11 protein-coding genes are annotated in these 12,828 nt (G+C 61.0%); 7 read left to right on the forward strand and 4 right to left on the reverse strand.

Annotated features, from left to right (window positions below; genetic code table 11):
- Window positions 1–32 precede the first annotated feature (32 nt).
- Window positions 33–2,384 (reverse strand): putative bifunctional diguanylate cyclase/phosphodiesterase, encoded by a 2,352-nt coding sequence (locus tag V7650_RS08770; protein ID WP_335655852.1) that lies wholly within the window; start codon window positions 2,382–2,384, stop codon window positions 33–35.
- Window positions 2,381–2,995 carry a methylamine utilization protein gene (locus V7650_RS08775; RefSeq protein ID WP_335655853.1) on the reverse strand — a complete coding sequence of 205 codons (615 nt, stop codon included), beginning with the start codon at window positions 2,993–2,995 and terminating at the stop codon, window positions 2,381–2,383. The genes V7650_RS08770 and V7650_RS08775 overlap by 4 nt, the downstream gene beginning before the upstream one ends.
- 122 nt (window positions 2,996–3,117) lie before the next feature.
- On the opposite strand from V7650_RS08775, the gene V7650_RS08780 reads away from it, so the two are divergent.
- Both V7650_RS08780 and V7650_RS08785 read left to right on the forward strand, forming a co-directional pair.
- On the forward strand, window positions 3,118–4,005 hold the full coding sequence (locus V7650_RS08780; protein WP_335655854.1) for a DUF3034 family protein: 888 nt from the start codon (window positions 3,118–3,120) through the stop codon (window positions 4,003–4,005).
- Between the two features lie 12 nt (window positions 4,006–4,017).
- Window positions 4,018–4,500, forward strand: coding sequence for a group I truncated hemoglobin (locus tag V7650_RS08785; protein ID WP_335655855.1), 483 nt, complete (start codon window positions 4,018–4,020; stop codon window positions 4,498–4,500).
- A gap of 21 nt (window positions 4,501–4,521) precedes the next feature.
- Here the strand turns inward: V7650_RS08785 and prfB are convergent, their stop codons facing one another.
- A complete protein-coding gene (gene prfB / locus V7650_RS08790) occupies window positions 4,522–5,649 on the reverse strand; it encodes a peptide chain release factor 2 (RefSeq protein WP_335655856.1) in 1,128 nt (375 codons plus the stop codon).
- 170 nt (window positions 5,650–5,819) lie between these two features.
- On the opposite strand from prfB, the gene V7650_RS08795 reads away from it, so the two are divergent.
- From V7650_RS08795 to V7650_RS08815, 5 genes are all read left to right on the forward strand, one after another.
- Window positions 5,820–6,734, forward strand: coding sequence for an oxidoreductase (locus V7650_RS08795; RefSeq protein WP_335655857.1), 915 nt, complete (start codon window positions 5,820–5,822; stop codon window positions 6,732–6,734).
- A 121-nt stretch (window positions 6,735–6,855) separates the two neighbouring features.
- Entirely contained in the window at window positions 6,856–8,253 is a 1,398-nt protein-coding gene (locus V7650_RS08800) for a circularly permuted type 2 ATP-grasp protein (protein ID WP_335655997.1), read from the forward strand.
- Window positions 8,254–8,266: 13 nt separating this feature from the next.
- Window positions 8,267–9,217 (forward strand): alpha-E domain-containing protein, encoded by a 951-nt coding sequence (locus tag V7650_RS08805; protein ID WP_335655858.1) that lies wholly within the window; start codon window positions 8,267–8,269, stop codon window positions 9,215–9,217.
- Window positions 9,218–9,219: 2 nt separating this feature from the next.
- Window positions 9,220–10,020: a transglutaminase family protein gene (locus V7650_RS08810; RefSeq protein ID WP_335655859.1), complete on the forward strand. Its 801-nt coding sequence runs from the start codon at window positions 9,220–9,222 to the stop codon at window positions 10,018–10,020.
- Between the two features lie 32 nt (window positions 10,021–10,052).
- Window positions 10,053–10,790, forward strand: coding sequence for a proteasome-type protease (locus V7650_RS08815; RefSeq protein ID WP_335655860.1), 738 nt, complete (start codon window positions 10,053–10,055; stop codon window positions 10,788–10,790).
- Here V7650_RS08815 and V7650_RS08820 read toward each other — a convergent pair.
- On the reverse strand, window positions 10,787–12,808 hold the full coding sequence (locus tag V7650_RS08820; protein ID WP_335655861.1) for a GMC family oxidoreductase: 2,022 nt from the start codon (window positions 12,806–12,808) through the stop codon (window positions 10,787–10,789). The genes V7650_RS08815 and V7650_RS08820 overlap by 4 nt on opposite strands.
- Between the last annotated feature and the right edge of the window lie 20 nt (window positions 12,809–12,828).

Genomic DNA, 12,828 nt, shown 5'->3' on the forward strand with positions numbered 1-12,828 from the left:
GAGCCTTCACGGCGCCAATGCCGGATTGAAGGTCAGAGCAGGAGGATTTGCTTGTCCTGACCTGAAAGGCGGGCGATCAGGTCCGGAATATCGCTGATCGGCAAGGGGCGGCTCAGGAGGAAGCCCTGGATATTCTCGCAGCCATTTTCCAGCAGCGCTTCGACCTGTCCCTGATCCTCCACGCCTTCAGCGATGGTGTCCATGCCGAAGGCTGCGGCGAGACCGGTTATGGCGCGGATGATCGCGGTTGATCCCTTGTTGGTCAGAATGTCGATCACGAAACTGCGATCGATCTTGATCTTGTCGAACGGGAAGCTGCGCAAGTAGCTGAGCGACGAATAGCCGGTGCCGAAGTCGTCGAGCGCGATCCGGACGCCGATCGCCCGGAGGTTGTGCAGCATCGCCAGAGTGGAATCGACATTCTCGATCAGAAGGGACTCGGTGATCTCGATTTCCAGCCGGTTCGGTTCAAGGCCGGACTGGGACAGCGCCTGCAGGATGATGCTGCTGAGACCATTCGTGCGGAACTGGACCGGAGAGACGTTGACGGCAATCCTGATGTGCTCGGGCCATGCCTTGGCCTGATGACAGGCTTCCTTGATCACCCACTCGCCGATCTGCACGATCAGGCCGGTTTCTTCTGCCAGCGGGATGAAGTCGAGCGGCGACACCTGGCCGCGCTCGGGGTGGTTCCAGCGCAGCAGCGCCTCGAAGCCGTTGATCTCGTTCTTGTCGATGTTGAACAGCGGCTGGTAATGAAGCTCGAACTGTCCGTGCTCGATTGCGAGCTTGAGATCAATTTCCACCTGCCGGCGCTTGCGCGCCTGTTCGTCCATGCCCTTTTCGAAGAAATGGTAGCGACCCTTGCCTTCCTGCTTCGCACGGTAGAGCGCCAGGTCGGCATTTTTCATCAACTCTTCCGAGGTCATGCCGTCCTGCGGCGCAACGGCGATGCCGATGCTGATCGATGTTGGCAGCACATGGCCATCGATATGGAAGCTGCGCGCGAAACATTTCTCCAGCCGGTCGGCGATGCCGGCCACGGCATCGACGGTTGCCACATCCCGGATCAGGACGCCAAATTCGTCGCCCCCGAGCCGGGCGAGCTGATGGTGGCCGAGTGTCTCGGTCATCCGGCTGGTGGCGTCGCGCAGCAATTCGTCGCCGATCGGGTGGCCAAGCGAGTCGTTGACCGACTTGAAATTGTCGAGATCGATGTAGAAGATCGCCAGGATCTGGTCCGGCGTGCAGCGCTTGAGCGCGACATCGACCTCCTCGCGGTAGAATTTGCGGTTCGGCAGGCCGGTCAGCGCATCGTGCAGGGCGATGTGGGAGATCCGGTCCTCGCGCTCGGTGATGGCGTCGACCATGCGGTTGAAGGTGCCTGCGAGACGTCCGATTTCGTCGTCGGACTCCACCTGAACCTTGGACCGTTCGCCAGCACCGATCTGCTGCGCTGCGCGGTCGAGCTTGCCGAGGGGGCGCGTGATGTTGCGGGCGACTGCCCAGCCGACCGAGACGACGACGGCGAGGCCGACGATGCCGAGGGTGATCAGCAACCAGAAGATCGGGCTGTAGGCACCAAGGGCATTGGTCAGCGACTGGCGCAGGATCAGCACCGGCTTGGCCTCGCCGCTCAGCGCGGACAATTCCGAGAGCCGGTAGAGGATTCGTTCGTCCTTCTCCATGACCTCGATCAGGCCCTTGCCGGCGGAGGCTCTTGCCTCCCATCTCGCCGGCAACGAGTCGGAGCGCACGATGCGCGCGCTGAGTCCGGTCGGGGCGAGGTTTGTCAGGCTGGCCATTTCGGCGCGATCAAGAGGTTGGCCGATGACCAGCCAGCCGATCACGTCCGGTGCCTCGATCGGCGCAGCGACCGCTCCATAATATTGCCTGTCGATCTGCATCAGGCCCTTGGTCTCGCCGGACTCAACGGCGAGCCAGAGCTCATTCAGTTTTTCCTCGCTGATCCGCTTTTTGAGGCCGATCACCCGGCCTTCGAGGGTCAGGACAAAGGCAGTGGGCACGTCCATCCGCTGGCGCAGGCTGACCAGCGCACTTTCGATGGTGGGAACGTCACCAAGGGCAACCGATTCGCGAAAGCCGAAGTCCGCGGCCAGGATTGCGGAGCCGCTGGCCATCTGCTTCGACTGCAGATCGAGGATGCGGTCGAAGGCGTTGGCATTGGACTGCATCTCGCTGGCAACGACCTGCTCCGCATAATTCTCGATGCCGCGGGTGGCGATGAAGATGAAGCTGGCGAAGGTGAGGACGAACAGGGCCGCGTAGAGCGCCGCGATCCGGATAGACAGCGAACCGAAGCGGAACATTCGCAGTCTCAGGAACCGGCGAGCGATATTCCACGGGAATTGCGCGGCGCTCATCGCAGGGCGAGTTTCACGGTCTGGCGGTTGGCGCCACTGGCCAGGGAGACGGACGTGACCGTCTCGCCACCGCGGACCCGATTCGCGGGATGCCAGATCTTCATGGTTGCGGCTCCGGTCGGCAGGTCGCGAATGGTCAGCAGCCCGTTGTGATCGGTCTTGGCGGCAAAGGGGGTGTCCACCACCTTGATATAGCCCTTCATCTCGTCATGGATATTGCAGCCCAGCGCGACGGCGCCCGCGATCGCGAAATTCTTCGTTTTGGTCTGATCCCGACCGTAGAGCGCGATCTGGAATTTCGCCGGCTTGGAAAAGCTGTAGATACTGTGGCGCACGCGGTCTTCGTTGGGAAAGCGGACGGTGGAACCCTTGGCGACGATCAATGTGCCCGGCTGAAAGGAAATATCCCGCTGGGTCATCGTGTTGGAGTCGGCAAAACTGCCGCGGGCCGAACCCCATCCCGCCTTCGGGTAAATCATCACCACCGCATCTCTGACGGGCATGCCGTTGGCGTCCTTTACAGCAACCGAAACGGCGCTGCCATTGGCCGCATAGGCAGCAGCGGCGAGCGAACATAACAGTCCGGCGAACAGGGGGATGGCTGGTCTCATCGGCAGGACCACTACGCTACCACTGGTTACCAACCTCCTAATATAATTACAATTTCTAACAATTGCGACCACGTTACATTGAATTAATCAGGAATTAACCAGCTTCGGCTAGCTGGTTCGCCATGGTTAGAAAGCTCATTCGGCTGATCGCGATATGCGCAGCGACAGCCTGGCCCCTGTGCCATCCCGTTTCCGCCCAGACACCGGACCTTCGCAACGGCGGAAAGCTGTTGCTGACCAATGGCGTGACTACGGTCGAGGGATCGTCCGGCGGCGGGCTGGCGACATGGTCGGTGATCGCCGGCAACGAAACACGCAACGGCATCGGCGTCTCCGGGCATATCACGCTTGTCGAACTGCCCGACTATCGCCTGCAGAATCACGGCGTGGCGGTCGGCCTGTTTGATGGGGTGGAATTGAGCTACGCCCGGCAGAATCTCGACACCAAGGCAATGGGCGCTGCGCTTGGCCTGGGCCAGGGCTATATGATCAACCAGGATATATTCGGAGCCAAAATGCGCATTGCCGGGGACCTGGTCTATGGCGATCCGCTGATGCCGCAGATCGCCATCGGCGTGCAGCACAAGCGCAATCTCGATGGCAATGTTACCGGAGCGGTTGGCGCTGCGGACAGCGATGGCACCGACTATTATGTCAGCGCGACCAAATTGTTTCTCAGCCACAGCCTTCTGGCCAATGCGACGGTCCGATACACCAACGCCAACCAGGGCGGTCTGCTGGGCTTTGGCGGTGACCGGAACGCGGACAAGTCCTTGCAGTTCGAGGGCAGTCTGGCCTATCAACTGTCCCGCAAGCTGGTAATTGGCGGAGAATATCGCACCAAGCCCGACAATCTGTCCTTTGCGCGCGAAGACGACTGGTTTGATGCCTTTGCCGCTTTCGCAATCACCCGCAATCTGACCGTTACGGCTGCCTATGCCGACCTTGGATCGGTGGCCACGGCGGACAAGCAACGCGGGGCTCTTTTTTCCCTGCAGGCTGCATTTTGAACGAGGAATGACATGACCATTTTATTGAGCCTGCTGTTGCTCGCCCAGAATATCGATACCGTTGACCCGGTGACCGGGGAATTGCCGGTCGATCCTTACGAGCAGAGCAATGACAATGCCGGAGCCGACCCGTTTGCCAACGGAAAGATGGCGGCCGCCTTTCACGGCCAGGAAGGTATCAGCCGGATCGCCAATGGACTGGTCGACCGGATCACGGTCGACCCCCGGATCGAGGATATTTTCAAGGGGCAGGACATGGTGCGGCTGCGGCGGACCCTGTTCGAGCAGTTCTGCTATATTCTGAACGCCGGCTGCGACTATAGCGGCCGCGACATGAAGACCGCCCACCGGGATCTCGGCATACAACGGGCTGATCTGAACGCGCTGGTCGAAAATCTTCAGGGCGCGATGTCGGAAGAAGGAATTTCCTTTGCCGCGCAAAACCGGTTTCTGTCCAAACTGGCACCGATGGACGGGGATGTTGTCGAACGCTAGCCCGGGAAGGAATTCCTGCACCTAGTCGACGTCATCGACATCGACTTTCTCTCCCGTGACCTTTTGCGCCAGCGTTGCAGCGATGAATTCATCGAGCCCGCCGTCGAGTACGGTACCCGGAGCGCTGCTGATGTGTCCGGTGCGCAGGTCCTTGACCATCTGATAGGGCTGTAGGACGTAGGAGCGGATTTGGTGTCCCCAGCCGATTTCGGTCTTCGCTTCATATTCGCCAGAGGCTTCGGCCTCGCGACGCTGCAGTTCGGCCTCGAACAGGCGCGCCTTCAGCATGCCCATCGCGGTCGCGCGGTTCTTGTGCTGGCTGCGGTCGTTCTGGCTGGCGACGACGATCCCGGTCGGCTGGTGGGTGATGCGTACGGCGCTGTCGGTGGTGTTGACGTGCTGGCCGCCGGAGCCGGAGGCGCGATAGGTGTCGATCTTGAGGTCGCTCTCGTTGATCTCGACCTCGAAACTGTCGTCGATCACCGGATAGACCCAGACGCTGGAGAAGCTGGTGTGGCGCTTGGCGGCGCTGTCGAAGGGCGAGATACGGACCAGCCGGTGGACGCCGCTTTCGGTCTTGGCATAGCCATAGGCATTTTCGCCCTTCACCTCGATCGTCGCCGACTTGATCCCGGCCTGATCGCCGGCCTGATAGTCGACCATCGAAACCTTGTAGCCGCGCGCCTCGGCCCACCGCTGGTACATGCGAAGCAGCATCTCGGCCCAGTCCTGGCTTTCGGTGCCGCCGGCGCCGGCGTGGATTTCGATATAGGTGTCGAGACCGTCGGCCTCGCCGGAGAGCAAGGCGCTGACCTTGTCGCGGTCGGCACGGGCGGCGAGCTTCTCGAGGCTGGCAACGCCTTCGTCTGCCATCGCAGCGTCGCCTTCCTCCTCAGCCATCTCGATGAATTCGAGTGCGTCGTCGCGCTCCTGCGCGATTTCCTTGGCAGCGCTGATCGATTCATCAAGACGGCGGCGTTCGGTCATGACCGCCTGCGCCGCGGTCTGGTCATCCCACAGCGTCGGATCCTCGACCCGGGCGTTGAGTTCGTCGAGACGCCGCAGGGCGACATCCCAGTTGAGCGAGGTCCTGATCAGACCAAGGGCGGCGTCGATCCGGTCGACAAAGGCTTGCGCGTCGGCACGCATGATAATCTCCAAAGCTGATGGCAGCAGCGATTAGACGATATCGTCGGGAAGTAAAGTAGTGTGGTACCGGACGGTCGGAGAAGTCCGCACGCCGGGGCGGCGAGCCGCGGATTTTGTGTCTAGCCAGTTGAATCTGTGGTATCGAGGGTCCCCACCGGGAGACCAGCAGCATGACGATCAGCAATTTTACCGATAGCGACGTGCCCGACCAGGACGGCCGCGTCTTTCTGGTCACAGGTGCAAACAGCGGCCTCGGCTACCAGGTTGCGAAGCTGCTGGCGGGGCGCGGCGCGCGGGTACTGCTGGGCTGCCGTTCTGCCGACAAGGCCGAAGCGGCGATGGCCGATATTCGCACGGTTTACCCGGAAGCCGACATGCGGTTCATACCGCTGGATTTGGGCGACCTGAGATCGGTTCAGGCGGCGGCGCAACGCGTAAGCGAAGAGCCCCGGCTCGACGTGCTGGTGAACAATGCAGGGATCATGATGCCGCCGCGGGAAGAAACCGTCGACGGATTTGAATCACAATTTGCGGTCAATCATCTCGGAACCTTCGCGCTCACCGGGCTGCTGCTCGACAAATTGGCGCAAGGCCGGTCCCCGCGCGTGGTGATTACGTCGAGCATGGCGCACCGCAGCGGTGCCATCGATTTCGATGATCTGAATGCGGAGAAGAGTTATAGCCGCTGGGGTCGTTACGCGATGAGCAAGCTGGCGAATCTGCTGCACATGTATGAACTGGACCGGCGTTTGCGCGCGGCGGACTCCCCGATACTGGCCGTTGCCTGCCATCCGGGAGTCGCAGATACAGAGCTCGCGCGTCACTTTCCCGGGTTCTTGCTGTCGGTGCTCCGCCCGGTCACCGGATTGTTCATGAATACGGCAGCCCAAGGCGCATGGCCGACGCTGGCGGCCGCAGCCGGGCAGGACGTGGAGAGCGGCCAGTATTTTGGGCCGAGCCGCAACAACGAATGGACCGGCCCGGCGCGGGAAGTCCGACCCAGGTCCACCGCAAAGCGGATCGAGCCGGCCAAGCGGCTGTGGGCGGTGTCGCAGGAGATGACGGGCGTGACATATTCCGTGTGAACGGGGGGATGGTGTGTCATTTTGGCATTTCCTTTGCGTTGACGGCGCTCGTGCGCTAGCCTTGCAGCGGGAGGACGAGTTTCGACGCTTCGTGTGAGGGGGAATTTACTTGTTCGATGAAATGCTGGGTAGCGGTGACCATGTCCGCGCGCCCTATCAGGACTACAAAGACTGGCTGGACGGCGAAGAGGTCAATCGGCTGCATCGCAAATCGATCGAAGCCGAAGCTTTTTTCCGCAAAACCGGGATTACCTTTAATGTCTATGGCGAGGACGACGCCGACGAACGGCTGATCCCGTTTGACGTGGTGCCGCGCGTGCTGTCGGCGCGGGAGTGGCGCAAGCTGTCGAAGGGAATTGAACAGCGGGTCCGGGCGATCAACGCCTTTCTGTACGACATCTATCACCGCCAGGAAATTTTGCGCGCCGGCCGTGTCCCGGTCGAGCTTATCGCCAACAACGCCGCGTTTCTGCCACAGATGATTGGCGTCAATCCGCCGGGCGGCATCTATACCCATATCATCGGAACCGACATTGTCCGCACCGGCGACGAGGAATTCTATGTGCTCGAGGACAATGCGCGCACCCCGTCGGGGGTCAGCTACATGCTCGAGAACCGGGAAACGATGCTGCAGATGTTTCCCGAACTTTTTGCCAAGATAAAGGTGCAGGAAGTGGGCAACTATCCCGGGCAGCTTCGTCGTTCGCTGGCCGCCTGCGCCCCGTTGCAATGCAGCGGCAAGCCGGTCGTGGCGGTGCTGACGCCGGGCATCCACAACAGCGCCTATTTCGAGCACAGCTTCCTCGCCGACCAGATGGGTGTGGAACTGGTTGAGGGGCATGACCTGAAAATCGTCGATGGCCGCGTCGCGATGCGGACGACGGAGGGCTATACCGCGATTGACGTGCTGTACCGGCGGATCGATGATGACTATATCGACCCGCTCAATTTCAACCCGCAGTCCATGCTCGGGGTGCCGGGCATAATGGATGTCTATCGCGCCGGTGGCATCACCATCGCCAACGCCCCCGGCACCGGGATATCGGATGACAAGGCCCTGTACAGCTACATGCCCGACATCGTCGAATTCTACACCGGCGAAAAGCCGCTGCTGCAAAATGTCCCGACCTGGCGATGTTCCGAGAAGGATGAGCTGGCCTATGTTCTGGACCATCTCGAGGAACTGGTGGTCAAGGAGGTGCATGGTTCCGGCGGCTATGGCATGCTGGTCGGACCAGCGGCGTCGAAGAAGGAAGTGGCTGCGTTCCGGGCCAAGCTGATCGACAACGCGAGAAACTATATCGCCCAGCCAACGCTGGCCCTGTCCACCGTGCCGATATTCACCAAGAAGGGTTTGTCGCCCCGCCACGTCGATCTGAGGCCGTTCGTGCTGGTGTCGCCCAATGGCATCAACATAACCCCGGGCGGACTGACCCGGGTTGCGATGACCAAGGGATCGCTGGTGGTGAACAGTAGCCAGGGCGGCGGCACCAAGGATACATGGGTACTCGAAGAATGAGGGGGCATCGCTAATGTTGGGTAAGACAGCTGCCAGCCTGTTCTGGATGTCACGCTATCTCGAGCGCGTGGAAAACAGCGCCCGCTTCATCGACGCGGGATTCCGCATCGCGCTGACCCGTTCGGCCTCGGCGAGCGAGGAATGGTCTTCGGTGCTCAAGTCCTCGGGAGTGATCGACGCCTATCGCGCCAAGCACGACAATTTTGAATCGACGCAAGTGATCGATTTTCTGCTGCGCGATCGCGCCAATGCCAGCAGTGTCATGGTCCTGATGAAGAAGGCCCGGGACAGCGCGCGCACCGCGCGCACCGCGCTGACCCGGGAGGTGTGGGAAGCGACCAACGAAAGCTGGATCACCCTCAACGCGGCGCTGGCCAAGCCGGTGAAGGATCAGGACCTGCCGGAGACGCTGGGCCTGATCCGGCAGCAGAGCGCGCTGGTCCGCGGGGCGACGCTCGGCACCATGCTGCGCAACGACGGTTTCAATTTTCTCCGGCTCGGCAGCTTTCTGGAGCGGGCGGACAGCACGGCGCGTATTCTCGACGTGAAATATTACCTCCTGCTGCCGTCGGTTGCGCTGATCGGGTCGTCGATCGACAACGTGCAGTGGGAGACAATCCTGCGGTCGGTGTCCGCGCACCGTTCGTTTCGCTGGCTCAATGGTCCGGATATCAGCGCCCAGGCCGTGGCAGACTATCTCATCCTGCACAAGCAGATGCCGCGTTCGCTCAGCTTCTGCTACGCCAAGATCAGCGACAATCTGAACTATATAGACCAGAATTACGGTCGCAAGAGCCACTCGGGTGACTTGGCCAACGAGATTTGCAACGACGTACTGAACAAACCGATCGAAGCGATTTTCGAATATGGCCTGCACGAATATATTTCGGATTTCATCCGCGCCAACAACCGCCTCGCGGCGCAGATCGAAACCGATTTCAATTTTCAGGACAGGGTTGGATAATCATGCTGCTGAAGATCAATCACGAAACGCGCTATGTCTATGATGCGCCTGTGCAATATGGATTGCAGCAGGTACGGCTGCGACCGAAGGAGCGTCGCGGACAGGAAATCAGGAACTGGAATCTCGACATTGAGGGCGGCAAGGTCGAGCTGTCCTTTCAGGACCAGCATTGCAATCATGTCGACCTGATCAGCATCGATCGTGGCCGGACCGAAATCGCGATCCGGTGCACCGGAGAGGTCGAGAACAGCGACGGCAGCGGCATCATGGGGTCGCATTCCGGATTTGCCCCACTCTGGTATTTCAAACAGGCAACCGATCTGACCAGCCCGGGACCCGAGACCCGCAGATTGCTGAAATCGCTCGATGACAGCAGTGGCAGTGATATCGAAGCCCTGCATCGCCTGTCGGCGGCGGTGCTGGAAAAGGTGGTCTATCGCACGGGGCGCACCGATGCCGGAACCGATGCCGAAACGGCGCTGAAGACCGGGGAAGGGGTGTGTCAGGACCACAGCCATATTTTCTGCACGGTGGCGCGGGCGCTGGGGTATCCGGCCCGCTATGTCTCGGGTTACCTGATGATGAGCGACCGCGTTGACCAGGATGCGACCCATGCCTGGGCCGAAGTCCATGTCAGCGGTTTGGGCTGGGTGGGATTCGACGTGTCCAACGGCTATTCCCCGGACGAGCGCTATGTGCGCATCGCGACCGGGCTCGACTACCGCGAAGCTTCGCCGATTTCGGGCATGCGATACGGGTCGGCACGCGAAGATATGATTGTCACGCTGCAGGTTCAGCAGTAATTGCCCTTGCAGAGCAGTTCAGGAATCAGAGAATGACTTATTGTGTCGGTCTGCGGATGAAGCGCGGCCTTGTGTTCATGTCGGATACCCGCACCAATGCCGGGGTCGACGATATTGCCCAGGTCCGCAAGCTGACGAGCTGGGATGTTCCGGGGGATCGGGTGATCACGTTGCTGTCGGCAGGAAACCTGGCGACGACGCAGGCGGTGGTCAGCCTCCTCGACGAGCGCGGCAAGCATCCCGACGACCGCAATCCGTCGATCCTGCAGGCGCCATCCATGTTCCAGGTTGCGACGATCATCGGGGAAACGCTGCGTGAGGTGGTCAAGACCTATGCGCCCGATGGCCAGGAAGCCAAGTCTCCCTTTGGCGCGACGCTGATCTTGGGTGGCCAGATCAAGGGCAGCGACCCGCGACTGTTCCTGATCTATCCCGCCGGCAATTTCATCGAGGCGAGCGACGACAGCCCGTTTTTCCAGAGCGGCGAAACCAAATATGGCCGGCCGATTCTGGTGCGCGCCTTTGACCCGGACATGTCGTTCGAAAATGCGGTCAAGCTGCTGCTGGTGTCGTTTGATTCGACCATTCGCGCCAACCTGGCGGTGGACCTGCCGCTGGATCTGCAGGTTTACGAAGCAGACAGCTTTGCGGTCACGCAGCAGCAGCGGATCGAAAAGGTTGATCCCTATTTCCAGTCGATTTCCGAGGGATGGGGCGATGCGCTGAAAAATGCGTTTCTGTCGCTGCCCGATTTTCACTTCAAGGACTAGCCGAAACGCCTCTTCCCGGCCAGCGCCCGATGCGCCATGGCCATGGTGGTGAGCTGGGCATTGACCCGGATGCAGCTCGGCATGACGCTGGCATCCGCGACGTAGCAATTGGTTGTGTTGTGCACCCGCTGGTTGACGTCGACGACGCCCTTCTCAGGGTCCAGGTTGATCGCGTTGCCACCGTGGGGATGGGAGCTCGACAGCACCACGTCGTCCGGTTCGGTGATCGCCTTGGCATAGAAAGCGTCGATGTCGGCATGGCTCATGTCGCTGGTCAGCGTCTGGCCGCGGAGCAGGGCAGGGTAGACCTCGATCGCCCCGTTCAGGAAATGGACCTTGGTCATGGTGGCCAGCGCGCGGCGGAGCAGCGCCAGTTCCTTTTCGCCGATCTTGAGCTTGAGCTTGCCATTTTCCATATGGCCGAGTCGATCAGCCGGGAACAGCACGCCGGCGGAGACCAGCCGGTTGTAGTTTCTCATCCGCTCGTAATGATCCTCGAACCAGCCCGGAACCAGCGTCGCCATGCTCATCGGTGGCTGGAAATGGCTTTCGATCAGGAAATCGCCGCGGTCGACATAGGTCGCCATCTGGTCTTCGTTCCAGACGTTCATGGCCGTCCCCTCCGGCATCAGTGCGACCACCGGGCAGGCGATGTTGAGCGATATGTTACGCCCCGACTGCAGGATCCCGCTGTCCTGCAGCAGCGTGCTGGAAGCGAGTGCACCGGCGGCAACGACAACCCCCTTGCGCGCCCGGATGGTACGCTTTCGGCCGTCATTCAGCCTTATTTCGACCGCCCGTGCGATCCTCTTGCCATTGGCACCTTCATCCCAGAGGATCTCGGTGGCCTCGGCGCGATCGAGAATCCGGGCGGGCTTGCTGCGGTCACCGCTGGTCGCATGCATGAGAAAGCTCTCCGGCATCGCCTTTTTTCGCCCATAGGGGCAGCCGGTATTGCAGTAACCGCAATAGACGCATTCGCTGTCGGCCGTTGTCGGACCGTAATTCTTGCGAAACCAGGCGGTTATCGCCTTCTTGTCCATCGGGTCGTCCGATTGCGCGGCATATTTGTTCCAGCCATCGACCAGGTGCGGGCCATTGTTGCGGCCGACGATTCGGTCGATTTCGGCCACGTCCAGCGCCTGCTCGACCGCCTCGTAGCTGCGCGCGAGCTCGGCTTCGGCGACGGGGGCGCCCAGTCCGGCCCAGGTTTCATACACGTCTTCGGCATCGGGATGGACCAGGTCCTCGTGCTTCATGCGCAGACAGATGCCGTTGTTGATCACGGTGGAGCCGCCGACCACCCGCCCCTGAAACACGATGATGTCGCGGTCCGCCGTTGTCTGCAGTGCTCCATCCTTGAACAGCCGCGCCGTCATCCGCGCTTCCTCCAGCGTGATCCGCGACGAAGGATAGTGGCTGCCCGCCTCGATGATCAGGACTTCGTGACCCTCGTCCGCGACCGCGGCTGCGGCGACCGCGCCGCCAGCCCCGGATCCGATGACGATCACGTCGGTTTCCTCCGGAACGGCATCATGCCCGACGAAAACGGCTGCGGTAAGGTCCCGGCGCGGTTCGCGGCGGACCGGGCGTTCGCCCGGAGCGGAGCGGTCGCGCTGTGCCGGCAGCTCGAATGCAAGGTCCGCGTATATTGGGTTGTCGAAATTTGCTTCCTCGTCACCATGCTGCCAATGGCCGTAATAGCCGGCGAGAATGACACCCTTGGTTCGCGCGATATCCTGAAACAGGTCGATCCGCGATTTCTGCAGCCGACGGCGGATCAGGCTTTTCCGGATGCCGGGCGATGCCGCGAGGAAAAATGGCCCGCCCAAGACCAGAAACAGGCCGTACAGCGCCATCCCGATTTCCGCCGGCTTGTCGCCATCGATATTGGAGAAATGCTCCTGCAGGTTAGCGACCACCTGATCAGCGGATATGGCCATCTCGCGGTCATGGAACAGGGCTTCCGCCATCGCCTTGATCATCAGCGCCTGCAATCGATTGAACGGTCTCCGCAAGTTTCGTCTCCCTAGGTGCG

The sequence above is a fragment of the Parasphingorhabdus sp. genome (assembly GCF_036964565.1).
GTDB lineage: Bacteria > Pseudomonadota > Alphaproteobacteria > Sphingomonadales > Sphingomonadaceae > Parasphingorhabdus.

Coding starts and splice junctions, on each gene's coding strand:
- V7650_RS08770 (WP_335655852.1), bottom strand. CDS start 2,384: ATGAGCGCCGCGCAATTCCCGTGGAATATCGCTCGCCGGTTCCTGAGA.
- V7650_RS08775 (WP_335655853.1), bottom strand. CDS start 2,995: ATGAGACCAGCCATCCCCCTGTTCGCCGGACTGTTATGTTCGCTCGCC.
- V7650_RS08780 (WP_335655854.1), top strand. CDS start 3,118: ATGGTTAGAAAGCTCATTCGGCTGATCGCGATATGCGCAGCGACAGCC.
- V7650_RS08785 (WP_335655855.1), top strand. CDS start 4,018: ATGACCATTTTATTGAGCCTGCTGTTGCTCGCCCAGAATATCGATACC.
- prfB (WP_335655856.1), bottom strand. CDS start 5,649: ATGCGTGCCGACGCGCAAGCCTTTGTCGACCGGATCGACGCCGCCCTT.
- V7650_RS08795 (WP_335655857.1), top strand. CDS start 5,820: ATGACGATCAGCAATTTTACCGATAGCGACGTGCCCGACCAGGACGGC.
- V7650_RS08800 (WP_335655997.1), top strand. CDS start 6,856: ATGCTGGGTAGCGGTGACCATGTCCGCGCGCCCTATCAGGACTACAAA.
- V7650_RS08805 (WP_335655858.1), top strand. CDS start 8,267: ATGTTGGGTAAGACAGCTGCCAGCCTGTTCTGGATGTCACGCTATCTC.
- V7650_RS08810 (WP_335655859.1), top strand. CDS start 9,220: ATGCTGCTGAAGATCAATCACGAAACGCGCTATGTCTATGATGCGCCT.
- V7650_RS08815 (WP_335655860.1), top strand. CDS start 10,053: ATGACTTATTGTGTCGGTCTGCGGATGAAGCGCGGCCTTGTGTTCATG.